25 protein-coding genes are annotated in these 23,563 nt (G+C 60.1%); 15 read left to right on the forward strand and 10 right to left on the reverse strand.

The features are described from left to right. Positions 1–105: 105 nt before the first annotated feature. From AC2FNZ_RS07940 to AC2FNZ_RS07975, 8 genes are all read left to right on the forward strand, one after another. Entirely contained in the window at positions 106–657 is a 552-nt protein-coding gene (locus AC2FNZ_RS07940; protein WP_496840132.1) for a hypothetical protein, read from the forward strand. A gap of 231 nt (positions 658–888) precedes the next feature. After that, positions 889–1,917: a zinc-binding dehydrogenase gene (locus AC2FNZ_RS07945; protein WP_496840133.1), complete on the forward strand. Its 1,029-nt coding sequence runs from the start codon at positions 889–891 to the stop codon at positions 1,915–1,917. Between the two features lie 75 nt (positions 1,918–1,992). After that, entirely contained in the window at positions 1,993–2,868 is an 876-nt protein-coding gene (locus AC2FNZ_RS07950) for a branched-chain amino acid ABC transporter permease (RefSeq protein WP_005983028.1), read from the forward strand. Positions 2,869–2,872: 4 nt separating this feature from the next. Continuing rightward, positions 2,873–3,970 (forward strand): branched-chain amino acid ABC transporter permease, encoded by a 1,098-nt coding sequence (locus AC2FNZ_RS07955; RefSeq protein ID WP_496840134.1) that lies wholly within the window; start codon positions 2,873–2,875, stop codon positions 3,968–3,970. Further along, positions 3,967–4,731 (forward strand): ABC transporter ATP-binding protein, encoded by a 765-nt coding sequence (locus AC2FNZ_RS07960; protein ID WP_170368431.1) that lies wholly within the window; start codon positions 3,967–3,969, stop codon positions 4,729–4,731. Before AC2FNZ_RS07955 ends, AC2FNZ_RS07960 begins: the two co-directional genes overlap by 4 nt. After that, complete coding sequence (locus AC2FNZ_RS07965; RefSeq protein ID WP_496840135.1) at positions 4,728–5,501, forward strand: ABC transporter ATP-binding protein; 774 nt, start codon at positions 4,728–4,730, stop codon at positions 5,499–5,501. The genes AC2FNZ_RS07960 and AC2FNZ_RS07965 overlap by 4 nt, the downstream gene beginning before the upstream one ends. Before the next feature lie 5 nt (positions 5,502–5,506). Beyond that, a complete protein-coding gene (locus AC2FNZ_RS07970; protein ID WP_496840136.1) occupies positions 5,507–7,393 on the forward strand; it encodes an AMP-dependent synthetase/ligase in 1,887 nt (628 codons plus the stop codon). 31 nt (positions 7,394–7,424) lie between these two features. After that, positions 7,425–8,585, forward strand: a complete 1,161-nt coding sequence (locus tag AC2FNZ_RS07975) for an ABC transporter substrate-binding protein (RefSeq protein WP_170538486.1) — start codon at positions 7,425–7,427, stop codon at positions 8,583–8,585. A 70-nt stretch (positions 8,586–8,655) separates the two neighbouring features. Here the strand turns inward: AC2FNZ_RS07975 and rpsI are convergent, their stop codons facing one another. From rpsI to AC2FNZ_RS07990, 3 genes are all read right to left on the reverse strand, one after another. Beyond that, entirely contained in the window at positions 8,656–9,141 is a 486-nt protein-coding gene (gene rpsI, locus AC2FNZ_RS07980; protein WP_005983014.1) for a 30S ribosomal protein S9, read from the reverse strand. Between the two features lie 6 nt (positions 9,142–9,147). After that, complete coding sequence (gene rplM / locus AC2FNZ_RS07985) at positions 9,148–9,606, reverse strand: 50S ribosomal protein L13 (protein WP_093962031.1); 459 nt, start codon at positions 9,604–9,606, stop codon at positions 9,148–9,150. Positions 9,607–9,770: 164 nt separating this feature from the next. Next, positions 9,771–11,174, reverse strand: coding sequence for an aminotransferase-like domain-containing protein (locus AC2FNZ_RS07990; RefSeq protein WP_496840138.1), 1,404 nt, complete (start codon positions 11,172–11,174; stop codon positions 9,771–9,773). Between the two features lie 99 nt (positions 11,175–11,273). On the opposite strand from AC2FNZ_RS07990, the gene AC2FNZ_RS07995 reads away from it, so the two are divergent. Continuing rightward, the gene (locus AC2FNZ_RS07995) at positions 11,274–11,501 is read left to right on the forward strand and encodes a DUF1127 domain-containing protein (protein WP_170371077.1); all 228 of its coding nucleotides are present in this window, start codon (positions 11,274–11,276) and stop codon (positions 11,499–11,501) included. A 61-nt stretch (positions 11,502–11,562) separates the two neighbouring features. Here the strand turns inward: AC2FNZ_RS07995 and AC2FNZ_RS08000 are convergent, their stop codons facing one another. Continuing rightward, on the reverse strand, positions 11,563–12,006 hold the full coding sequence (locus AC2FNZ_RS08000) for a PaaI family thioesterase (protein ID WP_480775087.1): 444 nt from the start codon (positions 12,004–12,006) through the stop codon (positions 11,563–11,565). A 58-nt stretch (positions 12,007–12,064) separates the two neighbouring features. On the opposite strand from AC2FNZ_RS08000, the gene AC2FNZ_RS08005 reads away from it, so the two are divergent. The 4 genes from AC2FNZ_RS08005 (at position 12,065) to gluQRS (ending at position 15,992) form a co-directional block, all read left to right on the forward strand. Further along, positions 12,065–12,850 (forward strand): enoyl-CoA hydratase, encoded by a 786-nt coding sequence (locus AC2FNZ_RS08005; RefSeq protein ID WP_496840139.1) that lies wholly within the window; start codon positions 12,065–12,067, stop codon positions 12,848–12,850. Positions 12,851–13,124: 274 nt separating this feature from the next. Further along, the gene (gene trmFO, locus AC2FNZ_RS08010; RefSeq protein WP_496840140.1) at positions 13,125–14,465 is read left to right on the forward strand and encodes a methylenetetrahydrofolate--tRNA-(uracil(54)-C(5))-methyltransferase (FADH(2)-oxidizing) TrmFO; all 1,341 of its coding nucleotides are present in this window, start codon (positions 13,125–13,127) and stop codon (positions 14,463–14,465) included. Positions 14,466–14,502: 37 nt separating this feature from the next. After that, positions 14,503–15,117, forward strand: a complete 615-nt coding sequence (locus AC2FNZ_RS08015; protein WP_170432707.1) for a class I SAM-dependent DNA methyltransferase — start codon at positions 14,503–14,505, stop codon at positions 15,115–15,117. Then, complete coding sequence (gene gluQRS / locus AC2FNZ_RS08020) at positions 15,114–15,992, forward strand: tRNA glutamyl-Q(34) synthetase GluQRS (RefSeq protein ID WP_496840142.1); 879 nt, start codon at positions 15,114–15,116, stop codon at positions 15,990–15,992. The genes AC2FNZ_RS08015 and gluQRS overlap by 4 nt, the downstream gene beginning before the upstream one ends. A 15-nt stretch (positions 15,993–16,007) precedes the next feature. Here gluQRS and hisI read toward each other — a convergent pair whose 3' ends face one another. Next, on the reverse strand, positions 16,008–16,397 hold the full coding sequence (gene hisI, locus AC2FNZ_RS08025; protein WP_496834238.1) for a phosphoribosyl-AMP cyclohydrolase: 390 nt from the start codon (positions 16,395–16,397) through the stop codon (positions 16,008–16,010). Positions 16,398–16,445: 48 nt separating this feature from the next. Here hisI and AC2FNZ_RS08030 point away from each other — a divergent pair, with 48 nt between their 5' ends. Both AC2FNZ_RS08030 and AC2FNZ_RS08035 read left to right on the forward strand, forming a co-directional pair. Next, a complete protein-coding gene (locus AC2FNZ_RS08030; RefSeq protein ID WP_496840143.1) occupies positions 16,446–16,898 on the forward strand; it encodes an iron-sulfur cluster assembly scaffold protein in 453 nt (150 codons plus the stop codon). A gap of 58 nt (positions 16,899–16,956) precedes the next feature. Beyond that, complete coding sequence (locus AC2FNZ_RS08035; RefSeq protein WP_093962021.1) at positions 16,957–17,595, forward strand: MarC family protein; 639 nt, start codon at positions 16,957–16,959, stop codon at positions 17,593–17,595. A gap of 187 nt (positions 17,596–17,782) precedes the next feature. Here the strand turns inward: AC2FNZ_RS08035 and AC2FNZ_RS08040 are convergent, their stop codons facing one another. The 5 genes from AC2FNZ_RS08040 to sciP all read right to left on the reverse strand — a co-directional run bounded on the left by AC2FNZ_RS08040 (position 17,783) and on the right by sciP (position 23,446). Beyond that, positions 17,783–17,905 carry a hypothetical protein gene (locus AC2FNZ_RS08040; RefSeq protein WP_254920125.1) on the reverse strand — a complete coding sequence of 41 codons (123 nt, stop codon included), beginning with the start codon at positions 17,903–17,905 and terminating at the stop codon, positions 17,783–17,785. Between the two features lie 110 nt (positions 17,906–18,015). Further along, positions 18,016–20,106 carry an ATP-dependent DNA helicase RecG gene (recG, locus tag AC2FNZ_RS08045; protein WP_496840144.1) on the reverse strand — a complete coding sequence of 697 codons (2,091 nt, stop codon included), beginning with the start codon at positions 20,104–20,106 and terminating at the stop codon, positions 18,016–18,018. Next, entirely contained in the window at positions 20,103–22,229 is a 2,127-nt protein-coding gene (ligA, locus tag AC2FNZ_RS08050) for an NAD-dependent DNA ligase LigA (protein WP_496840146.1), read from the reverse strand. The genes recG and ligA overlap by 4 nt, the downstream gene beginning before the upstream one ends. A gap of 122 nt (positions 22,230–22,351) precedes the next feature. Next, a complete protein-coding gene (gene ctrA / locus AC2FNZ_RS08055; protein ID WP_480721177.1) occupies positions 22,352–23,068 on the reverse strand; it encodes a response regulator transcription factor CtrA in 717 nt (238 codons plus the stop codon). Positions 23,069–23,152: 84 nt separating this feature from the next. Continuing rightward, entirely contained in the window at positions 23,153–23,446 is a 294-nt protein-coding gene (gene sciP / locus AC2FNZ_RS08060; RefSeq protein ID WP_170338674.1) for a CtrA inhibitor SciP, read from the reverse strand. Positions 23,447–23,563 lie beyond the last annotated feature (117 nt).

A 23,563-nucleotide genomic window follows, 5' to 3' on the forward strand; every position in this document is an offset into this window, starting at 1 on the left:
CGAGTGGCCCAAACCCCGAACATGCGCCGAATTTTTGGGATTTCCCCTTTGATCTCAGATAGTTTCTCCCCACATCAGCGGCACACATCCGAAAAGGAGACCCCAATGTCCCGCATTATCATCCTGATTATCATCGCCGGATTGGGTGCCGGCGCGTATTTCTACCTGAATCAGCCCGAGCCCACCCCGGCCGAGAAACTGCAATCTGCCGCCAAAGAAGCCGGCGAGGCCGTCGGCGAGGCCGCAACCGCAGCTCAGGAAGCCGCCAGCGAGGCGTTGTCGACGGCGACGCAACAAGCGGGTGACGCAGCCTCGGCCGCCGTCGAACAGGCCGGTGAAGCCGCCGAGCAAGCCGGTCAGACAGCCACGGATCTGGCAAACCAGGCCGGCGATGCAGCCACGGATCTGGCCAACCAGGCAGGCGATCAGGTTGCAGCACTTACTGCCCAAGGGCAGGAGTTGCTGAATACCTGGGTTGACGAAGGAATGCTGTCGGCCGAGCAGTTCAACTATGACGCGATGGTTGAATCCGTGAAGAACAGTCAGCTGAGCCAGGAGATTCAGGACCAGGTGATCAAGATCCTCGATGGCATCAAGGAAGCGCCGGAAACGGCTGCGCTCAAGATCCAGGAACTGCGCAACCTGTTGACGCAATAAGGCCTTCGACAAGGCCGGCATTCGTCCGGCCTTGTCACACCTGCACCGGCTTCCCGATTCCCCAACGTTAACCCTGTGGTCGATTGACCTGTCCGGTGCCATTTGTTTGGCTTGGCTCAACCAGTCGCATCAAGTCGGGACGACCTATTGTCGGCATCGGTGCGCCCTGCCTTGGGGCGTGCACTCGGATCGACCCGTTTGCTTGAAAGTGTCGGAAACAAAGGAAAAAGAATGACTGACCTCCCCAAATCGATGTTTGCCGTGATCCAGAAATTTGACGGATACTCCGGTACGGCCACGGGCCCGGCGATCGATGACGCCGCCGACTGGGTTGAGAATGCCGAGATCCCGGTGCCCACGCCGGGTCCCGGCCAGGTGCTGATCAAATTGCGCACTGCATCGGTGAACCCCTCGGACCTTCATTTCATCAAGGGTGAGTACGGTCAGCCGCGGGTCAAGGGTGCCCCGGCCGGTTTCGAAGGTTGCGGGGACGTCGTGGCCACCGGCGCGGGCGCCGAGGCGCTGAAGGGGCAAAGGGTCGCCTTCGTCGCCTCCGGGTCCGGTGCATGGGCCGAGTATGCCCTGACACAGGCGCAGATGTGCATTCCTTTGCGGCCCGAGATCTCGGACGATGACGGTGCCGCACAGATCGTCAATCCGCTGACCGCCATGGCAATGGTTGAGATCGCGCGTTCCGAAGGTGAGGCCTTTGTCGTCTCTGCGGCCACCAGCCAGTTGGGCAAGCTGATGTGCGGGCTGGGCCGAGACCTTGGCCTGAAGCCGATTGCGATGGTGCGGCGCCCCGAAACGGTCGACTTGCTCAAAAGCCACGGAGCGGCCGAGGTTATCGTAACCACCGAAGACGATGCCGTCTCCAAGTTTGCGGCCATCAGCGCACAACTCAAGCCGCGGGTGTTTCTGGATGCGGTCTCGGATCAGCTGTCCGAGCAAGTATTCTGCGCCATGCCCAACGGCGCGCGCTGGGTGTCTTATGGCAAACTCAGCAGCGAGCCGCCGAAGCTGACCCAGATGGGCCAGTTGATCTTCATGAGCAAGCAGATCGAGGGCTTCTGGCTGACCAAATGGATGATGTCCACGCCACCCGAAGAGCAGATGCGCGCGGTTGCCGAGGTGCAGGCCCGCTTTGCGGACGGACGGTGGAAAACGGATGTCTCGGCGCATGTCCCGCTGAACAAAATCGTTTCCGATCTGGCAGTTGCACTGAAAAAGAGTGACGGTAAGGTAATAATCACGCCATAGTAGAACAGGCGCCTCGGTGATTGGAGGAGATCCGGGGCGTTAGGACGCCGGGCAAACCGGCATGGGGAGGAGAATTTGGACAACGCACAGCTGCTGATCAGCGGGCTGGCGAATGGCTGTGTCTACGGCCTGATCGCACTCGGCTTCGTACTGATCTACAAGGCGACCGAGGCCGTGAACTTCGCCCAGGGCGATTTCATGATGCTGGGCGCCTTCGTCACCATCGGGCTGACCAACACCGAATACATGGGCCTGCCCTTCTGGCTGGCCCTGCCCATCTCGCTGGGGATCATGGGCGCGCTGGGGTATCTGCTGGACCGGTTGATCATCCGCCGCCTGTTCGGGGAAAGCCAGACCGCCGTGGTCATCCTGACCATCGCCCTGGGTTTCGTGATCCGCTTTGTTGCCGGGCTGATCTGGGGGCACGAGCCGCAGACGCTGGAAAATCCGCTGGCCGGCAAGGAGGTCCGTTTTGGCGGGTTGGTTCTGGGGATGGAGGACGTGGCGGTCATCGTCGTGACGGTGCTGCTGACGTGGGGGCTGTATGTGTTTTTCAGCAAGACCAAGCTGGGTCTGGCGATGCAGGGCGCCTCGCAGAACCAGTTGGCGGCCTATTACATGGGGGTGCCGGTCAAGCGCGTGCAGGGTTTCATCTGGGGTCTGGCCGGTGTCGTGGCCGGGATCGCGGGCATCCTGTTCGCCGCCAAGGGCTCGGTCGATCCGACCACCGGGCTGCTGGGGATCAAGGCCTTTGCGGCCGCGGTCATCGGCGGGTTCGGCAGCCTGCCCGGAGCCTTGGCAGGTGGCCTGATCGTCGGCGTGATCGAACCCTTCGCCAGCCGCTACATCGCCGCGGGCTACAGCCAGATTGCGCCCTATGCGCTGTTGCTGGCGGTGCTGATCTTCCGTCCGCACGGCCTGTTCAGCCAAGTCCGGGTCAAGAAGGTCTGAGCGCATGAGGATCGTTTTTAAAACCGACTATATGCAGGACATCCGCCCGTGGAAGGACGGATACCAACTGTCGCTTTACCTGATCCTGCTGGCGGTGGTCATTGCCGCGCCGTGGTGGTTGGACGCGTTCTATCTGGGAGAGCTGACGAACGTTCTGATCTGGGCCATCGCCGGGCTGGGCCTGATGATCCTGACCGGGCATACCGGCCAGGCCAGCCTGGGCCACGCGGCGTTTCTGGCCTTTGGCTGTTATGCCAACGTGATCCTGATCGAGGCCGGCGTGCCGTTTCTGGTGGCTTTTCCGCTGGCCGGCATTCTGACCGGCATCGCCGGGGTCACGGTCGCCATCCCTGCCCTGCGGCTGCACGGCATCTATCTGGCGATCTTCACCCTGGCCCTGTCGATCCTGATGGACGACCTCATCGTTCTTGCGGAACCAATCACCGGCGGCGTGGCGGGCAAATACATGGGCGGAGTCGAGATATTCGGCCATTTGGTCGATCGCTGGGGCACGCCGGATGAGTTCTACTGGCTGGTTCTGGCCGTCACGGTTCTGGTCACGCTGGGCTATATCAACCTTCTGCGCACGCCACTGGGGCGCAGCTTCATCGCGGTGCGCGACTCGGAAGTGTCCGCGCAGGCGATGGGCATCGACATCGCGCGCACCAAGACCGTGTCCTTTGCCCTGTCCTGCGCCGTGACCGGATGGGCGGGGGCGCTGATGGGCCTTTATGCCGGGGCCTTCAACAACGAAACTTTCAGCGTGGTGATCTCGATCCAGCTGCTGATGATGATCGTGATCGGCGGGCTGGGCTCGATCCACGGCGCGTTTCTGGGCGCCATCGTCATCGGGTTTCTGCCGCAGTTCCTGTCGATCGCCAAGGAATACGCGGGCGCCCTGTTCGGTGGCGGAACCGTCGCCATTCCGGGGCTGGAATTCGGCATCTTCGGCATGATCCTGATCGGGTTCATCCTGTTCGAGCCGATGGGCATCTATGGCCGCTGGCTGAAAATCCGCACCTGGTTCGAGCTGTTCCCTTTCTACCGCAAGGACATGTTCAAGCGGCAGAAATCCTATCTCAAGACGGAGCGCCTGAGATGAGCTTGCTGGAATTCGAGAACGTCACCCTGAAATTCGGTGGCCTGACGGCGGTGAACGATCTGTCCTTTTCGGTCGAGGAAGGTGAGGTCTTTGCCATCGTCGGCCCGAACGGGGCCGGCAAATCCACGGTGTTCAACTTGATTTCGCGCTTTTACGACCCGTTCGCGGGCCAGATCCGGTTCGACGGGCACGATCTGCTGCAGGTCAAGCCCTCGGGCGTGGCCGCCTATGGCGTCGCGCGCACCTTCCAGAACATCGAGTTGTTCGAACATGCAACCGTGTTGCAGAACCTGCTGGTCGGGCGGCACCGCCACCGGCGTACCAACCTGCTGTCCGAGGTGTTCTTTACCCCCTCGGCCCGCCTGCAAGAGCTGGAGAACCGCGAGAAGGTCGAAGAGATCATCGATTTCCTCGATCTGCAGGCCTATCGCGACAAGATGATCGCCGGCCTGCCCTACGGCGTCCGCAAGGTGGTCGAGGTCGCGCGTGCGCTGGCCACCGACCCCAAGCTGCTGCTGCTGGATGAACCGGCCTCGGGGCTGTCGGTCGAGGAAACAACAGACATGCGCTGGTGGATCGACGACATCCGGCGGCAGATGGGGATCACGGTGTTGATGGTCGAACATGACATGGGGCTGGTCTCGGGAGTGTCCGACCGGGTGCTGGCCATGGCCGATGGGGCGAAACTGGCCCTTGGGACACCAGCGCAGGTGCAATCGCACCCCGCCGTCGTCGAAGCCTATCTGGGTAAAGCCTCATGAGCGCACCGATCCTGAGCATCCGCAACATCGAAAGCTTCTATGGCCCGATCATGGCAATCCGTGGCGTGTCGCTGGACGTGCGCCCGGGCCAGATCGTCTCGATCCTGGGCGCCAACGGGGCGGGCAAGACGACGCTGATGAAGACCGTCTCGGGCGTGATGGACCCGGAAAAGGGAACGATCACCTTCGACGGCGAGGAAATCCAAGGGCTGGAGCCGCACAAGATCGTCCAGAAGGGCATCGTGCATGTGCCCGAGGGGCGTGAGGTGTTTCCGCTGCTGACGGTGAACGAAAACCTCAGCCTCGGGGCCTACACCCTGCATGACAAGGCCCAGATCGAGCGCGACCGCGAGTTGGTGTTTTCCTACTTCCCGGTTCTGAAGGAACGCCGCAATCAAGAGGCCGGCACCCTGTCGGGCGGGCAGCAGCAGATGCTGGCCATCGGACGCGGTCTGATGGCCAACCCGCGCATCATGCTGCTGGACGAACCCTCGCTAGGCCTGTCTCCGCTGCTGGTCCAAGAGATCTTCGGCATCCTCAGACGCCTGAATGACGAGCAGAACATGACCATGATGCTGGTCGAGCAGAACGCCAACGCCGCGCTGGAACTGGCCGATCATGGCTATGTCATGGAGGTCGGGCGCATCGTGATGGACGGCCCCGCCGACATGCTGATGCGGTCCGAGGACATCCAGAACTTCTATTTGGGCGTGCAGGAGGAAGGCGCGCGGGAAAACCGCCGCTGGAAACGCAAGAAGACGTGGAGGTGAGCCGGATGAACATGACCACCCTGCCCCCGCAGACCACCATCAACGGCGTTCAGTTCAACGCCACCCCCGGCCAGCGCCCCGTGCGGGTCGATGGCTGCGTCACCATCCCCGAGCTGTTCCAGAAACGCTGCGCCGCCCTGGGCGACCGCACCGCGCATCGGGAAAAAGATCTGGGCATCTGGAAATCCTATTCCTGGGCCGACTATTGGCAGCACGCCAAGTGGATCGGGCTGGCGCTGCGCAAGCTGGGGCTGCAGCGCGGCGAGGTCGTCTCGATCCTGTCCGAGGACCGCAAGGAATGGGCGTGGTTCGATCTGGGCATCCAATGCGTCGGCGGCATCGCCTCGGGCGTCTACACGACCGATTCCGCCAGCCAGCTGAAATATCTGGTCAATGACAGCGACAGCCGCTTCCTGATCGTCGAAGACGAAGAGCAGCTGGACAAATTCCTGGACATCGAAGACGAGGTGCCCGGCCTGTTGAAGGTCATCATACTCGAAGACGAAGGCCTGCACGACCTGGCCCACCCCCGCTGCATGATGATCGAGGATCTCTATGCCCTCGGCCGGGAGGCCGAGCGCGAAGAACCGGGCCGGTTCGAAGCCGAAATCGCGCTGGCCACGCCGCAGGATACGGCGCTGCTGATCTATACCTCGGGCACCACCGGCATGCCCAAGGGCGCGATGCTGAGCAACGAAAACATCATGGCCGCGATCGAATGCGGCGCACGCTGCCTGCCCGCGCTGGAATCCGACGAACAGCTTTGCTTTCTGCCGCTGTGTCATATCCTTGAACGCGATGTTTCGATCTATTTCCCGCTGGCCTCGAAATGCACGGTGAATTTCGCCGAAAGCCCCGAGACGGTCTTTGCCAACCTTCAGGAAGTGTCGCCCTCGACCTTTACCGCCGTCCCGCGCGTGTGGGAGAAGATCTATTCGCAGGTGCTGATCATGGCGCAAGAGGCCACCCCGGCCGGGCAGGCCGCCTTTGGCATGGCGCTGAAGGCCGGGTTGAAGCGGGCCGAATACATCCTGCAGGGCAAACCGGTGCCACCGGCGGTGGCCGCGAATTTCTGGCTGTGGGACCGGCTGGTGCTGCGCAACCTGCGCCGGATGCTGGGCATGGACCGGCTGCGGCGCGGCGGGTCCGGTGCGGCCCCGATCTCGCCCGAGCTGCTGAAATGGTACTGGGCCATCGGCGTGCCACTGGTCGAGGGTTTCGGCATGACCGAGACCTCGGGCATCGCCACGCTGAACACACCCGAGGCCAACCACATCGGTACCATCGGCAAGCCCGCACCGGGGATCGACCTACGCATCTCGGACGAGGGCGAAATCCAGATCCGCGGCCTGAACGTGTTCCAGGGCTATTGGCGCAACAATGCCAAGACCGCCGAGACCTTCACCGCCGATGGCTGGCTGCGCACCGGCGATATGGGGCACGTGGACTCGGACGGCTATGTCACCATCACCGGCCGCCTCAAGGACATCATCATCACCGCCGGCGGCAAGAACATCACCCCGGCCGAGATCGAAAGCCGGCTGAAGTTCTCGCATTACATCTCGGACGCAGTGATCATCGGCGACCGCCGCAAGTACCTGACGGCGCTGGTGATGATCGATCAGGAAAACGTCGAGAAGTTCGCGCAGGACCGCAAGGTGCCGTTTTCGAACTTCGCCTCGCTCTGCGCTGCAGCCGAGGTGCGCGAACTGATCGGTGCCGAGGTTGCGGCCGTGAACAAGGAATTCGCAAGGGTCGAGCAGATCAAGGATTTCCGCCTGATCGACGTGCTGCTGACCGCCGAAGATGACGAACTGACCGCGACGATGAAACTGAAACGCAGCCTGGTGGAAAAGAAACACGCGCATCTCATTGAAGACATGTACAAATAGAACAGGGATCAATCCCAAGGGAGGAAGACACATGACCAAAGCAATCAGACGGCTGGCGGCAGCAACCGCCCTGTCCGCCCTGGCCTCGATGGGCTGGGCCGAAACGCAAGGCGTGACCGACGATGAAATCGTCATCGGCTCGGTCAACGACCTCAGCGGCATTTTCGCCGCCGTCGGGGTTCCGGCCACCAAGGGCGCGAACGTGGTGTTCGACCGGGTCAATGCAAATGGCGGCGTGCATGGCCGCAAGATCCGCTATGTGGTCGAGGACAACGGATACCAGATGCCGCGCGCGATGCAGGGCTACAACAAGCTGCTGAACCGCGACAAGGTGTTTGCCATGCTGCAATCGCTGGGCACGCCGATGAACCTGGCCGGGTTCAAACTGCTGGACCCCAAAGGCATTCCCAACGTCGCCCCCTTGTCGGCCGCACGGCAGATGCTGCAGGAACCGATGAAGAACAAGTTCACCTCGTTTTCCAGCTATTACGACCAGGCGCGCGTGGGCGTGAAATATCTGGCGCAGGAATTCGGCGGCGACAAGGTCTGCACGATGTATCTGCCCACCGATTTCGGCAAGGAAATCCTGGAAGGCAGCCAGGAAGGCGCCAAGGAATCCGGCATTACCTTTGCCGCGGAAACCACTCATAAACCTGACGAAACCGATTTCGTGGGCTCGCTGAGCAAGCTGAAGGAAGAAGGCTGCGACATCGTCACCATCGCCCTGGGCGTACGGCAGGCCATCACCGTGGTCGGCACCGCCAAGAAGATGGGCCTGACGGACATGAAGTTCCTGGGCACCTCGGCCAGTTTCCTGACCGTGGTGGCACAGGTGCCGGGTGGCGTGACCGATGGCTTCTACGCCGCCGCCTCGTGGCAGGACCTGTGGGCCCGCGCGGATGAACCGGCCCCCAAGGCCTTCATCGAGGAATACAAGGCTGCCACCGGCGAAGACCCGGTGGGCTTTTCAATGCTGGGATATGCCGCGGCCGAAATGATGGTCAAGGCGCTGGAGGCCGCCGGCCCCGACCTGACCCAGGAAAGCTTTATCGCTGCAATGGAGACGCTGGACTATCAGGATGAACTGGTCGGCAACCACATGACCTTTGGACCCGATGACCATCAGGGCGCCGATACGGTCTACGTCAACGTGGTGGAAAACGGCGCGTGGAAAATGGTCTACGAAGAGTAAAACCAAAGAAACACAACGAAAAAAGGGCTCGCGGATGCGAGCCCTTTGCATTTGAAAAACTCGGTAGCGATTAACGCTTCGAGAACTGGAACGAACGGCGGGCTTTGCGCTTGCCGTATTTCTTGCGTTCCACGACGCGGCTGTCGCGGGTCAGGAAGCCCGCGGCTTTCAGCGCGCCGCGCAGGCTGGGATCGTACAGCTGCAGCGCTTTCGAGATGCCGTGCTTGACCGCACCGGCCTGACCGGTCAGGCCACCGCCCTTGACGGTTGCCACAACGTCGAATTCACCTTCGACACCGGCAACCTGGAACGGCTGGCGCAGGATCAGCTGCAGAACGGGCCGTGCGAAATACACGTCCTGGTCCTTGCCGTTCACGGTGACTTTGCCGGAACCCGGCTTGATCCAAACGCGGGCAACAGCGTCTTTACGCTTGCCGGTTGCATAGGAGCGACCCAGTTCATCACGCACGGGCTCGCGCACAACAACTTCTTCGGCCACGGTTTCAACGCCTGCGACGGCGCTCAGCTCTTCGAGAGTATTGATCTGATCAGCCATCGGTCATTAGCTCCGGGTGTTTTTCTTGTTCATGGATTTGACATCCAGAACTTCGGGGGCCTGGGCTTCGTGCGGGTGCTCAGCACCGGCGTAGATGCGCAGGTTGGTCATCTGCTTGCGCGACAGACGGTTGCCCGGCAGCATGCGCTTGACGGCCTGAAAGACCACACGCTCGGGGTGCGCGCCTTCCAGGATTTGCTGTTTGGTGCGCGATTTGATGCCGCCCGGGTGGCCAGTGTGCCAGTAGAAGTGCTCGTCGCGCTTCTTGCCGGTCATCTGGATCTTGTCGGCGTTGATGACGATGACGTTGTCGCCCATGTCCATGTTCGGGGTGAACGACGGCTTGTGCTTGCCACGCAGGCGCATGGCGACGATCGAGGCAAGACGGCCCAGAACAACGCCCTCAGCGTCGATCAGGATCCACTTCTTGTCGATGTCTGCAGGTGTTGCAGAGAAGGTTTTCATGTCAGGACAATCCTGTTTGATGTGAAAGACCGCCCCCAAGGCGGAGCGGCCCGAATTCGATGATTGGGTATTTAGATGGCTCGAAAGTGCACGTCAAGAACGGTAATGTCCAATTTAAGGATAAAAAACAGTAGCTTAAAAAATAGGTATCTATTTACCCCAAATCAAACACTGATTTGTTCGGGCGGATTGTCCAGCAAGGCGCGCAGACGCAACATGGCGGATTCGAACTGCTTCAGCGAGACATGCCCGTTCATCGCAATGCGCACGGCATTTGGCGCCCTTCCATCCCTCAGCGCGAATTCATCTGCCGATCGGAGTTGAATGCCCTCACGCTCGGCAGCCCTGCTGAAGGCTGCGGCGCGCCAGCCGGACGGCAGGCTCAGCCAGACAAAGGGAATATCAGGGTCCCAGTTCAGATTGAAGCCACCCAGAGCATTGACGGCCACCCGTACATATTCACCCATCTTCGCGCGAACATCCCGCGCCATTTGCCGGGATTGAGGGTGACTGAGGAGCAAGCGGGTCAATTCGGCCAATGGCTGCGCCAACCCGAAATACCCGTATTCCGCCGATCGGCGCAGGTCTCCGCTGCGTTCCCGCGGAGCGATGGCGAACCCCACGCGCAACGCCGGCGTGAGGGTCTTGGAAATCGACGACACGTGCCAGCCCCGTTCAGGTGCAAGAGCCCTGTAGCTGGGTGCGCGCGCCTCGCCCATACGATAGCAATCGTCTTCGATGATTTGCAGATCGTGGCGGCGGGCGATCTCGATCACCTCGTTTCGGCGTTCAAGAGGAGAATGCCCACCGGTCGGATTCTGAACTTCGGGCGACACGCAAATCGCTTGCGCCTGAGTTTGACGAAGGATGTGGTCCAGTGCGTCCGGGCTGATACCCCATTTGTCCATTTTCACACCGACAACTTCGGCGCGCATCAGCTCACCGGCGCGACGGAATCCCGCATATGAGAGGTCCTCGACCAGAACAACGGGTTTCGGATCGCGCAGAACGGTCTGAAACACGACGCACAGACCGCTTTGTCCGCCATGTGTAAGAACGATGTCATCGGCGTTCAGAGCGCCCAGCGGCAAGTCGGAGAGCCAATCTACGACCGCCTGGCGCACAGGTAGGTAAGCGTCGCGGGTGGGATAGTTCATGAACATCTTCGGATCCCCCTGGGCCACCTTGGCAAGGCATGACCGTATCAGGGACACCTGTCCGACATCTGGCAGTCGCGGGCTGAACAGGCTGACATTGGCGTCATACTTGTCGTCCCGAAGATGAAGCTGCCGTGACCAGACATCGTCCAGCAATGGCATTTTCGGTGGTGCCACGAATGTACCACGCCCGACCTCGGCTTGCAGCAACCCCTCCTCGGTCAGAATGGAATAAGCCCGGGCGACCGTTCCCGGTGTGATTTGCAGCCTATACGCCAGTTCCCGCACCGGAGGAAGTTTCACCCCGACTTCCAGCTGCTTGTTTTCGATGGCTTTTCGAATTGTATCGGCGACCAGTGTGTATTTTGGTCCCTTGGATTTTGGCAGGTCTGTCGGCCAAATTGTATCCATTACAATTCTTCCTTTGCGTTCAGTACAATCTTGAATGTACCACAGCAATGTACCGAACATTTATGCTTTGTGTCAATACAATTTGAAAGGATACTTACCATGACACGCGCAATGCACACCCCCGCCCTCTTGCTGCTGAACGACAGCCCCCGGCTGCCTCTGATCGCTGCGCTGGCCGTGCGTTTTGCGGCGACTGTCACCCAATGGGAACGCCGGCGCCGCAGCCGCGTCAACCTGAGCAGGCTGGATGACCGTCTGCTGAAGGATGTCGGGCTGACGCGCTTTGAGGCTGACCGCGAAGCACGCCGCCAATTCTGGCTTGTCTAGAATATCCCCAGTCCCAATTACGGGACCTCTTCCTGTGCCGGGGCTTGTCCCCGGCATTTTTTTATCCGAACGCAGCTGCGGCGGAGCCGGCAGGTGGCAGCGAGTAGGTCATGCTGGCGCGTGCCACCGGCGCCTCCTGCCCTTCCGAGTACATCAGGACGTCACCAACAGCCAGCGTACGCCCCAGTTTCAGCAACCTGCACTCGGCAATCATGTCGGCCCCACCGGCAGGTTTGCGCAGAAAATCCATGGAACTGCTGGTGGTCACGGCCAGGGATTGACGACCCTTTCGCGCCAGAACCATTGAATAGACACAGACATCGGCCAGGGCGAACATCGAAGGCCCGGACACGGTTCCGCCCGGACGCAGATGCCGATCTTCGACAACGAGGCGCATGCGGATCGAGTCGTCGGTCAGATCCAGGACGACGAAATCCTTGTGCACCTGCGGGAAGACCTGCGCCAGATATTCCGTCAGCTCTTCCTTGTTCATTGCCAATGACATGCTTCCCCTCCTCGATTTGCCGACCTAAAGTTGGCCCCACAGCCGGCAGGAGGGCAAGATGGCAATTTTGGAACGTAACGACACGGGCGCGATCGCTCATCTGAAAATGAATACGCCCGAGCGGCTGAATGCGCTGAGCGACGAAATGCTGGCGGCACTGCAATCTGAATTGGATACGCTGCGCGATGATCGCACGATCCGCGCTGTGATACTGTCAGGGGCAGGCAAGGCGTTTTGTGCCGGTCATGACCTCAAGCAGATGACCGCGGGCCGGCAGGCTGAAGATGGCGGCAAGGCATACTTCACCGATCTGTTCAATCGCTGCGCCCGAATGATGATGTCGATCCAATCCCTGCCCCAACCGGTGATCGCGCAGGTCCATGGCATTGCAACGGCCGCCGGCTGCCAACTGGTGGCGACCTGCGATCTGGCCGTGGCGGCCGAAGGAACGCGATTCGGCGTCAATGGCGTGAACATCGGTCTCTTCTGCTCGACGCCGATGGTGGCGCTGAGCCGCAACATTCCGCGCAAACTAGCGTTTGAGATGCTGACCACCGGTGATTTCATACCGGCGGAGCGGGCCGCCGAGCTGGGCCTGGTCAATCGTGTCGTTCCGGAAACGCTGGTGGAACATGAAACCCTGTCGTTGGCCGAGCAGTTGGCGTCCAAACTGGGCGCGGCGGTAAAGATCGGGAAACAGGCGTTTTATCAGCAACTTCAGATGCCTTTGGATCAGGCATATGCCTATACCGGCGGCGTAATGGCCGAAAATATGCTGCACCGGGATACCGAGGAAGGTATTTCCGCATTTATCGAAAAACGCTCACCAAATTGGACCCAATGACGCAATTGTTATGGCTAAAATTATCGACTGTTCGCATTTTTGCACTTTTCAAAAGGGCATCTCTGTGGCAAAGCTGGGACAGGGCTGAGGCCTTCACTATCTTTTGGGTCGCCGTGGGCGGAAGGTCCCTCCAAGCTGGTTTCTCTCACCGGCGCAGACATTCCCGCAGCGGCGACCCCAAGACTTCCCAATAAATTCATAGCTTTGCTGCCCTAGTGGCGGCTGTTTTCGTTGGCCGTTGCACGCGCGGGCCACCTGCCCTATTTGGACGCACATGACACAGAAATTGCATATCGTTGGCGGCGGAATGGCCGGATCCGAGGCCGCCTGGCAGGCCGCCGAAATGGGCGTGGACGTCGTGATTCACGAAATGCGCCCCAAAGTGGGCACTTTTGCGCATCAAACCGGCAACCTGGGCGAGATGGTCTGCTCCAACTCGTTCCGGTCTGATGATGACGAGCAGAACGCCGTTGGTTTGCTGCATTGGGAAATGCGCGCGGCCAATGGGTTGATCATGACCACCGCTGACGCCCACCGACTTCCTGCGGGCGGCGCTCTTGCCGTAGACCGTGAACCCTTTGCCGAAACGGTGACCGCCAAGCTGAAGGCGCATCCACGCGTCACCGTCACCGGTGAGGAAATCACCAAGCTTCCGGACGATGGACATTGGATATTTGCCACCGGTCCGCTGACCTCGCCAGCGTTGGGTGCAGCGATCCAGCGCGAGACCGGGGCCGAGGCGCTGGCCTTTTTCGACGCGATTGCCCCGATCGTCTACGCTGACACGATCGACATGAGCAAGGCGTGGATGCAGTCGCGCTATGACAAGGGCGAGACCGAGGAAGAGCGTACTGCCTATCTGAACTGCCCGATGGACCGTGACCAGTACGAGGCCTTCATCAACGCTTTGCTGGCCGCGGACAAGACCGAGTTCCACGAAGGTGAAACAGCTGGTTATTTTGATGGCTGCCTGCCGATTGAGGTGATGGCCGAGCGTGGGCGCGAGACCCTCCGCCACGGGCCCATGAAACCGGTGGGCCTGACCAATCCGCATCAGCCGGACGTAAAACCTCATGCCGTGGTTCAACTGCGTCGCGACAACGCTTTGGGCACGCTGTTCAACATCGTTGGGTTTCAGACCAAGATGAAATATGGCGCACAGACCGAGGTGTTCCGGATGATTCCGGGGCTCGAGAATGCCAGTTTTGCCCGTCTGGGCGGCATCCATCGCAACACCTTCATCAACTCGCCCACCTTGCTGGATGCGCAGATGCGCCTGAAATCCAAGCCGAACATCCGATTTGCCGGGCAGATCACCGGGGTTGAAGGATATGTCGAGAGCGCCGCGATGGGCCTGCTTGCAGGTCGTCTCGCGGCGGCCGAGATCTTGGGCCACTCCCTGCCCCCGGTTCCGCAGGACAGTGCCATGGGCGCGCTGATCCATCACATCACCGGCGGGGCCGAGGCCAAGACCTTTCAGCCGATGAACGTGAATTTCGGCCTGTTCCGGCCGGTCAACGGGTTGAAGGGCGGACGGCGCGGTCGCAAGGACCGCTACAAGGCCTATACCGACCGCGCCAAGGAGGCATGGCAGCAGTGGCTGACGCAAAGCTGACTGGACGCAGACCGGGCCACGCGCCTAAACTGACGGCATGAGCGAGAAGTTCCTCAAAAACACATATGATCTGAATACGCCGCAGGAAACCCAGGCGCATTACCAGAAATGGGCGGCCTCCTACGAAGATGAGGTTGCCGAGCACGGATATGCCACTCCGGGCCGCGTGGCCGAGGCGTTGTGGTCCAAATTGCCGCAACCGGACACACCTATCCTTGACTATGGCTGCGGGACCGGGTTGTCCGGTGTCGCCTTGCACAAGGTCGGATATCGGGCAATCGACGGCGTCGATCCGACACCCGAGATGCTGAAAGGTGCTGCCGCCAAGGGCGTCTACCGCAATCTTGCTGCCATCGACATCACCGATCCCAACCCTTTGGAGACGGGGGCATACAAGGCTATCGCCGCGATCGGAGTGATCGGCGCCGGCGCCGCGCCGCCGCAGACATTCGACATGCTGATGAAAGTCTTGCCCAAAGGAGGCCTGCTGGCGTTTTCGTTCAACGACCATACATTGGACGACCCCGGCTATACCGGGCGCTTGAACGAATGGCTGGACATGGGAGCGGCGCGCCTTCTGTTTCGCGAACACGGACCGCACCTGCCAGGGCTGGACTTGAAGTCCGACGTATATATCGTTGAAAAGACGTGAAATTCACCACAAGATTTGCCCCATCTCCAACCGGGCCATTGCATCTTGGTCATGCGTATTCGGCTTTGCTGGCGTACGACCTTGCTGTCCGAAACTCCGGCACGTTCCTGCTGCGGATCGAGGATATCGATCAGTCCCGTTCGCGTCAGCATTGGGAGGATCAGATCTATGACGATTTGACGTGGTTGGGTTTGACGTGGCCTCGCCCTGTGTTGCGGCAATCCGATCGTATGCCGCTCTACCGGCAGGCCTTGAACCGGCTGTGGTCCCAAGGCCTGCTATATCCGTGCACCTGCAATCGCAAGGATATCGCGGCTGCCGCCAGTGCGCCGCAGGAAGGGTTTCCTCTGCACGGACCTGACGGCGTCATATATCCCGGAACATGCCGTGAAAAATGGACACATCAGGTGCAGTCCGCGATCCCGGAGGATGTGGCCCTGCGTCTCAATATGTCCGAAACGCTGCGCCGGATCGCGAAGGACGCCACCGGGTTGAGGTTTCACGAGACCGGGGCCGGACCGGATGGCGCGACTGGCTGGATCGATTTGTCGGACGAACAGATGCTGCACGGCGTTGGCGATGTCGTCCTCGCCCGGCGGGGTATGGGCACGTCCTATCACCTGTCAGTCGTTCTGGATGATGCGGCCCAGAACATCTCACATGTGGTTCGCGGGCAGGATCTGTTTGACGCAACCGGGATTCACGTGGTGCTGCAGCGCTTGTTGGGGTTGGAGACGCCAACCTATCACCATCACCGACTGATCCGGGACGACACCGGCAAACGGCTGGCCAAGCGAGACGACGCCAGGGCGATTGCAAAATACCGGGCCGAAGGAGCGACGCCCGAAGACGTCCGCGCAATGGTCGGTATTTAGGCCCGCTAGGCGCCGTCAAACCATCGGCGACATCAATTCGACCTCTTCCCCGTCCCGGACGGCGGTGTAGAAGCAGCTTCGGCGGTTTGTGTGGCAAGCGGGGCCGCTTTGTCGTACCAGAACCAGCAGGCAATCCCTATCGCAATCGACGCGAAAATCCACCAACTCTTGTACGTGGCCCGAGCTTTCTCCCTTGATCCAGAAGGACTGGCGCGAGCGCGACCAATAGGTGACGCGCCCGGTTTCCAGCGTCTTTCGGATCGCCTCGGCGTTCATCCAGGCCATCATGAGAACCTCGCCGGTGCTCTCCTCTTGCGCGATGGCCGGGACCAACCCAGCCTCATTGAATTTGAGTGTCGACGGGTCGAACGTAGCAGAGCGCGACATCGCAAAAACCTTTTGCATCCCAGAACATGGCCACTATGTATGGGGAACAGCCACCGAGGGAAACCCATGTCCGGCGAAACCGACCTGATCAAGCTCTACTCCGGGCGCATTCTGGCGCTGGCGGCCGACATTCCGCACCTGCAGCGGTTGGACGATCCGGATGCGACCGTCAAGAAACGGTCCCCCTTGTGCGGTTCGACGGTTGCCGTGGACATCAAAGTGCGGGACGGAAGGATCACCGATTTCGGACAGGACGTGAAAGCCTGCGCGCTGGGTCAGGCAGCAGCGGCAGTAGTCGGTGCATCGGTCATCGGGGCAACCCGCCCCCAAATCGAAACCGCGCGCGACCAGTTGGCGGCCATGCTCAAGAGTGATGGCCCTACCCCGGATGCGCCGTTTGGCGAGTTGGAAGTTCTGCGGCCCGCCCGCGATTACAAGAACCGGCACGCGTCGATCATGCTTGCGCTGGACGCGACCGCCGAGGCTTTCGAGAAGGCCGAACAAGCCAACTGCGCCTGAACATGGTCTTTTGAATCGAAGGCGGCTAACCTCCTGACCAATTTGACGGAGAAGCCAATTGAACAACCTTCTGGAACATTTTGTAACCTTGTGGGTCGTCATCGACCCGATCGGAACCATCCCGGTGTTCATTGCCGTCACCGCGGGTATCGAAGCCGCCGCGCGCCGGCGCACTGCCCTGCTGGCCGCACTGATCAGCGCCGGGATCCTTCTGTTCTTTCTGGTCTTTGGGCAATTGCTGATCGAGGCGCTGGATATCGGCCTCAACTCGTTTCAGGTCGCCGGCGGGATCATCCTGTTCCTGTTCGCGCTGACGATGATTTTTGGCGAAAGCAAACAGGAAATCGAACAGCGCCAGGCCGAAGAAGACATGGAAGACAAGCTGCACAGGCACAACCCGGCGATCTTCCCGTTGGCGGTCCCGTCATTGGCCTCACCCGGTGCGATGCTGGCCATCGTCATTCTGACCGACAACCACCGCTACAGCGTGGCGGACCAGGGCATTACTGCGCTGGTCATGCTGTCCGTACTGGCCTGCGCTTTTGTGTTGATGCTGCTGGCCGAGCCAATCATCCGGCTGATCGGTCATTCGGGGGCGGCAATCATCAGCCGGGTCATGGGAATGATTCTGGCCTCAGTGGCCGTCAACTCGGTCCTGTCAGCCCTGCTTGAGATCTTCAAAACCGGTCAACTGTAAAAAAAACCGCCGCTCCTTCCGGGCGGAAAGGGCGGCGGCAGTCGATGCGTTTCTCGCGTGGGGTCCGGATCACCGCGTGGGGCCGAGGCACGGCCCCTTCAAGGGGTTTGGGACAGGCAGGTCACCCTTGACTGAAATGGGGATGACATACGCGGGTTGATCGGCACGAGATCGCAGGCAGAAAGGCTTAGAACCCGACGGGCAGGTGAAGCGCCACCATCAGTATGACAACCAGCGAAGCCACGCCGGCTGCATCCTGCAAAAGCGTGGCTTGCGAACGGCTGAAAGCACTTTTGATCTGGGTCAGCATGTTTCACCTTCGGTCGGGAATTAATCCTTTGTTGACCTTTTGTTCTCATATTTCCGGAGATCAGTAAAGAACTTTATGAGAACATTTGTGAACTTTTTGCGCGCAACCCGCTAACCCACTGAAATCAAACGGATGGCCTGATCCTGTTTCATCAACCAAAGAAGAACACGGGCGGCCTGACCTCGTTCCGAGGTCAATTTCGGATCCGAAGCCAGCAGCGCACGCGCGTCAGATTGGGCAACAGCCATTAGCCCAGCCTGTCGTTCCAGATCGGCAATCTGGAACCGGGGAAGACCGGATTGAGCAGTTCCGATCAGGTCACCTGCCCCACGCATCTCGAGGTCCGTTTCGGCAATTCTGAATCCATCTTCGGTTTCCCGCAAGACTTCCAGCCGCCTTCGGCCCCCTTCGCTGAGCGGCGCTTGATACATCAACAGGCAGGTTGACACGTCATGCCCGCGTCCGACCCGACCGCGTAGCTGGTGCAACTGGGCCAGCCCGAAGATTTCCGCCCGCTCGATAACCATGATCGTGGCGTTGGGGACGTTTACCCCCACCTCAATGACCGTCGTCGCAACCAAAACCTTGGTCCGCCCGTCCTGAAAAGCGGCCATAGCCGCGTCTTTTTCGGCCGGGGGCATCTGTCCGTGCACAAGGCCGACGATTCCGTCACCCAACTGGGCCCGCAAGTGTTTGAACCGTTCCTCGGCTGCGGTCAGGTCGGAGACCTCGGATTCGTCGACCAGCGGACAAACCCAATAACATTGCTTGCCGTCGTTGATCGCGCGGCGCAGATGATCTACCACCTCCTCCATGCGCGAAGTGCTGACAATCGCAGTTTTGACCGGTTTGCGTCCCGGCGGTTTCTCATCCAGGACCGAGACGTCCATATCCCCATATTGTGCAAGCGCAAGGCTGCGTGGGATCGGTGTGGCCGTCATGACCAGAACATCGGCCCCCTGCCCCTTCTCAGAGAGTTCCATCCGCTGACGGACGCCGAACCTGTGCTGCTCGTCGACTATGGCCAGACGCAAGTCATGGAAGGCCACATCGTTCTGGAAAACCGCGTGAGTGCCCACCAGAATTTGGATGTCACCCGCCTTGAGCGCGGCCAGCTTCGCCCTGCGCTCGGACCCCTTGTCCCGTCCCGTCAGGATTTCGAGAACCACGCCGGCGTCTTCGGCCAGGGGGCGAAGGCCCTCCAGATGCTGGCGCGCAAGGATCTCGGTCGGAGCCATCATGACACCCTGACCACCGGCCTCTACCGCTACCAGAAGCGCCATGAACGCAACCAGTGTCTTGCCTGATCCGACGTCCCCCTGCAGCAGGCGGTTCATTCGGGTCGGAGCGCCCATGTCCTCGGTTATCTCTCGTATCGCACGCAACTGAGCCCCAGTGGGTTTGTACGGAAGCGCATCCATTACACGGGTCTGCAACGCCCCGGTCGCGACACTTATGGTCCCACGTGTTTTGCGTTCCCGCAGGCGGGCCAGAGCCAGAGTCAGTTGATGGGCGAACAATTCGTCATAGGCCAGACGTTCGCGCGCGGGAGCAAAGGCCGCCACGTCATCGGCACCTTGCGGTGTGTGGGCCGCCCGGACGGCATTGGCCCAGGTCGGCCAGTTTTGGCGGGAAACCTGTGCAGGATCCGCCCATTCCGCCAAATCTGGCAGGCGTGCCAGCGCGCTTTGCGCCGCCTTGTAGGCCGTTTTCTGGGTGACACCTTGGGTTAGGTGGTACACGGGTTCAAACTCGGGGATGTTATGCGCCTGCTCGACCGGCAGAATGTGGTCTGGGTGAACCATCTGCGCAGTTCCGTCAAACAGTTCGAGCTTGCCGGACACCACCCGTCTCGCCCCCTCGGGCAGGACCTTTTTCAGGTAGTCGGCCCGGGCGTGAAAGAAGACCAGCTGGAAATCGGTCTGACTGTCCTGCACGAAAATTCGATAGGCTCCGCCCCTGTTGTGCGCCGGACGGTGGGCGCCAACGGTGACTTCCACCGTAAGTGTTTTGGGCAAATCCACGCCCCGGATCGTATCACGCCGCCGCCGGTCAACCACCGCGTATGGCAATGCAAACAGCAGATCACGCGGCGTTTCCAGCCCCGTCTGCGCCAGCAGGCGTGCTGTCTTGGGACCGATGCCATCCAGCGTCTCGAGCCCTGCAAAAAGCGGGTACAGTTGCTCTGGACGGCCGCTCATACGTCCCCGATCAACTGCAGCCAGCTGTCTTCATCCAAGGTTTCGATCCCCAGCTCTGCCGCCTTCGTGGCCTTGGAACCTGCGCCGGGGCCGGCCACCAGATAGTCCGTTTTTGCGCTGACTGAGCCAGCCACTTTGGCCCCGAGGGCTTCCGCGCGGGCCTTTGCTTCGGCCCGGGTCATTTTTTCGAGCGTACCGGTAAAGACAACCGTTTTTCCCGCGACGGGGCTGCCCGATGTATCCGGCCGTTTGGCCTCTTGTACGTTCAGTTGGGCGACCAGCGCATCGATGCTTTGGCGCTCCGCGTCCTGAGCAAATGTCGAAACCAGGGTCCGGGCCATGACTTCACCGACGCCGTCGATATTCAGCAGCTCATCCCATTCGGGTCCGCTGAATTGGCTGGCGGCGGTGACAGCCTGCTCGAACGCGTCCCACGTGCCGTAGTGATTGGCGATCAGGTTCGAGGCGGCTTCACCAAGGTGTCGAATACCCAGGGCAAACAGAAGGCGGCCCAGCGGAATAGTCCGCTTTTCCCCGATCGCGGCAAAGAGTTTTGCGGCGCTCTGACTGCCCCAGCCTTTTCGGTTGGCCAGCTTGTTCAGATTAGCAGCGTCCCGCTTCTGCAATGTGAAGATGTCTGCCGGCGTACGGATCGGCAGATCCGGGTCGTTGTAGAACATTTCGATCTGCTTGGCCCCCAAACCATCGATGTCAAACGCCTTGCGGGAAACGAAGTGCTTCAGTTTCTCGACCGCTTGCGCCGGGCAGATCACCCCTCCGGTACAGCGCCGCACCGAGTCGCCTTCCTCGCGGATCGCGTCGCTGCCGCATTCCGGACATTTCGTCGGAAACTCAAACGGGACAGCTTGTTCCGGCCTTTTGCTCAGGTCGACGTCGGCTATTTTTGGGATCACATCGCCGGCGCGGTACACCTGCACCCAATCGCCGACCCGGATATCCTTGCCTCCGCGGATCTGCTCGCCTTTCGAATCCCGGCCGGCGATGTAGTCTTCGTTGTGCAAGGTTGCATTGGACACGACCACACCGCCAACCGTCACCGGGTGCAGCCGCGCAACCGGGCTAAGCGCTCCGGTTCGGCCAACTTGAATGTCAATCGCCTCAAGCCGGGTCCAGGCGAGTTCGGCAGGAAATTTATGAGCGATCGCCCATCTTGGTGTGGTCGAGCGAAACCCAAGACGGGCCTGCAACGACAAATCGTTCACTTTGTAGACGACGCCGTCGATGTCATAGCCAAGCGTGGAGCGCTGCTCTTCGATTGCACGGTAGTGCTCCAGCATTTGCGCGGTCGAGCTGCATACGGCAGTCAGGTCGTTGGTGGAAAAGCCAAAGGACTTCAATCGATCCAACGCAGATGACTGAGTGGTTCCCATAGGTTCGGACACTTCGCCCCAGGCATAGGCGAAGAACCGCAGGGGTCTTGCGCGCGTGACCTCTGGGTCAAGCTGGCGAAGCGAACCGGCGGCCGCATTTCTCGGATTCGCAAACAGCTTCGCGCCCGCCTCTGCCTGCTTGGCATTCAGCTTCTCGAAATCGTCATGAGACATATAGACTTCGCCGCGAACCTCCAGAATTCCCGGCGCGTCGGCGATCTGTTGAGGGATATCTGAGACGGTCAACGCATTGGCCGTGACGTTTTCGCCAACCTCACCATCGCCCCGTGTTGCCGCCTGCACCAGTTCGCCGTCCTCGTAACGCAGAGACAGCGACAAACCGTCGATCTTTGGTTCGGCCGTGAATTCGAGGGACGCCTCTTCGCTCAGCCCAAGATAGTTTCGTACGGACCGAACAAAGTCTGCTACATCCTCATCGTCGAATGCGTTGCCAAGCGACATCATGCGGACCGCATGGGTCACTTTACCGAAACCGTCCACCGGTCGCGCACCAACCTGATCGCTGGGGCTGTCGGGGCGCTTTAGCTGCGGGAACCGCGACTCGATTTCGAGATTCCGGAGTTTCAGGGCATCGTATTCGGCATCCGAGATCTCGGGCGCGTCCTGGCCGTGATACAGGTCGTTGGCCTGCTGCAAGAGTTCCGCAAGGCGTGCCAATTCCTCTCGAGCCTGGTCCTCGGTCAGATCTTCTACTGCAATCGAATTGCTCATGGCCTCGCCCTGTCACATCGTCTTGGACCCCAGTGATAGGGCGAGGTCATGGTCAGGTCCAGATGTGCTGAGCCGTGAATGCGAGTGCCACCCTGGACCGCGGTGGCGGATGGGTCAGATTTTCAGGCGCCGACGGCCAAGCGAGTGCTTTCCACCGTGTCCGTCTGGGGGTCGCGCAATACATATCCTCGGCCCCACACCGTTTCGATGTAGTTCTCGCCGCCTGTGGCATTGCTGAGCTTCTTGCGCAGCTTGCAGATGAAAACGTCGATGATCTTGAGTTCCGGCTCGTCCATGCCGCCGTAAAGGTGATTCAGGAACATTTCCTTGGTCAGGGTCGTGCCCTTGCGGAGGCTCAGAAGCTCAAGCATCTGGTATTCCTTGCCGGTCAGATGCACCGCCTGATTGTCAACCTCGACCGTCTTGGCATCCAGATTGACCGCGATTCGTCCGGTTCGGATAATCGATTGCGAATGACCTTTGGATCGGCGGATGATCGCATGGATTCGCGCCACCAACTCCTCGCGGTGGAACGGTTTGGTCAGGTAGTCGTCGGCCCCGAAACCGAAGCCCTTGATCTTGCTTTCAGTGTCGTCGGCTCCGGACAGGATCAGGATCGGCGTTTCAACCCTTGCAATGCGCAACTGACGCAGGACTTCATGTCCGTTCATGTCCGGCAGGTTCAGGTCAAGCAGGATCAGATCGTAGTCATACAGCTTGGCCAGATCTATGCCTTCCTCGCCCAGGTCCGTCGCATACACGTTCAGGTTGGCATGCGTCAGCATCAGCTCGATGCTTTTGGACGTGGTCGGATCATCCTCGACAAGAAGAATTCGCATTGCACTGCTCCAATTCAGGTCAACTATTCCAGTTCGGGTTAACCCTGATCACAAATGGTTAATCTGACGTTACCGTTGAATCATTTATTCGCTTTCGCCTTTAGGTTGTCTATATTTTTTTAGCGCCGTCACTTTCAAGGCCTCGATTCCGTGTTCGGCGACCGCAGACACCCATGTGTTGAACTCTTCGTCACTCAGGCCGTATCGTTTCTTGGCGTCCGACAAGGAGATCAATCCGTAAAGCACGCCTCGAACGACAATGGCCTTTCTTGATGCGACCCAGCGTTTCGTATCCGCAGGCGGCAAATCCGCTCGGGACAAAACAGACCCATCCGGCAGGGTAACTGACCTTGGTCCCTCAACTTTGTGCAAATACATCTTTCGACCCTTTTTCTGGTGCCACAAAGCTGACGGCAGTCTACTTAATGCGCGGTGAAACCGCCCCTTGAGAGTGCGTAGAATTTTCCTATATTCTGCCGGTCTTTCTTAACCCGG

This window comes from Ruegeria sp. SAZA006 (assembly GCF_059613465.1).

Coding starts and splice junctions, on each gene's coding strand:
- rpsI (WP_005983014.1), bottom strand. CDS start 9,141: ATGGCTGATCAGATCAATACTCTCGAAGAGCTGAGCGCCGTCGCAGGC.
- AC2FNZ_RS07995 (WP_170371077.1), top strand. CDS start 11,274: ATGACACGCGCAATGCACACCCCCGCCCTCTTGCTGCTGAACGACAGC.
- rplM (WP_093962031.1), bottom strand. CDS start 9,606: ATGAAAACCTTCTCTGCAACACCTGCAGACATCGACAAGAAGTGGATC.
- sciP (WP_170338674.1), bottom strand. CDS start 23,446: ATGTATTTGCACAAAGTTGAGGGACCAAGGTCAGTTACCCTGCCGGAT.
- recG (WP_496840144.1), bottom strand. CDS start 20,106: ATGAGCGGCCGTCCAGAGCAACTGTACCCGCTTTTTGCAGGGCTCGAG.
- AC2FNZ_RS07940 (WP_496840132.1), top strand. CDS start 106: ATGTCCCGCATTATCATCCTGATTATCATCGCCGGATTGGGTGCCGGC.
- AC2FNZ_RS07945 (WP_496840133.1), top strand. CDS start 889: ATGACTGACCTCCCCAAATCGATGTTTGCCGTGATCCAGAAATTTGAC.
- AC2FNZ_RS07990 (WP_496840138.1), bottom strand. CDS start 11,174: ATGGATACAATTTGGCCGACAGACCTGCCAAAATCCAAGGGACCAAAA.
- AC2FNZ_RS08040 (WP_254920125.1), bottom strand. CDS start 17,905: ATGCTGACCCAGATCAAAAGTGCTTTCAGCCGTTCGCAAGCCACGCTT.
- AC2FNZ_RS07975 (WP_170538486.1), top strand. CDS start 7,425: ATGACCAAAGCAATCAGACGGCTGGCGGCAGCAACCGCCCTGTCCGCC.
- AC2FNZ_RS08005 (WP_496840139.1), top strand. CDS start 12,065: ATGGCAATTTTGGAACGTAACGACACGGGCGCGATCGCTCATCTGAAA.
- AC2FNZ_RS07955 (WP_496840134.1), top strand. CDS start 2,873: ATGAGGATCGTTTTTAAAACCGACTATATGCAGGACATCCGCCCGTGG.
- AC2FNZ_RS07970 (WP_496840136.1), top strand. CDS start 5,507: ATGAACATGACCACCCTGCCCCCGCAGACCACCATCAACGGCGTTCAG.
- AC2FNZ_RS08000 (WP_480775087.1), bottom strand. CDS start 12,006: ATGTCATTGGCAATGAACAAGGAAGAGCTGACGGAATATCTGGCGCAG.
- hisI (WP_496834238.1), bottom strand. CDS start 16,397: ATGCAAAAGGTTTTTGCGATGTCGCGCTCTGCTACGTTCGACCCGTCG.
- AC2FNZ_RS07960 (WP_170368431.1), top strand. CDS start 3,967: ATGAGCTTGCTGGAATTCGAGAACGTCACCCTGAAATTCGGTGGCCTG.
- ligA (WP_496840146.1), bottom strand. CDS start 22,229: ATGAGCAATTCGATTGCAGTAGAAGATCTGACCGAGGACCAGGCTCGA.
- AC2FNZ_RS08015 (WP_170432707.1), top strand. CDS start 14,503: ATGAGCGAGAAGTTCCTCAAAAACACATATGATCTGAATACGCCGCAG.
- AC2FNZ_RS08030 (WP_496840143.1), top strand. CDS start 16,446: ATGTCCGGCGAAACCGACCTGATCAAGCTCTACTCCGGGCGCATTCTG.
- ctrA (WP_480721177.1), bottom strand. CDS start 23,068: ATGCGAATTCTTCTTGTCGAGGATGATCCGACCACGTCCAAAAGCATC.
- trmFO (WP_496840140.1), top strand. CDS start 13,125: ATGACACAGAAATTGCATATCGTTGGCGGCGGAATGGCCGGATCCGAG.
- AC2FNZ_RS07965 (WP_496840135.1), top strand. CDS start 4,728: ATGAGCGCACCGATCCTGAGCATCCGCAACATCGAAAGCTTCTATGGC.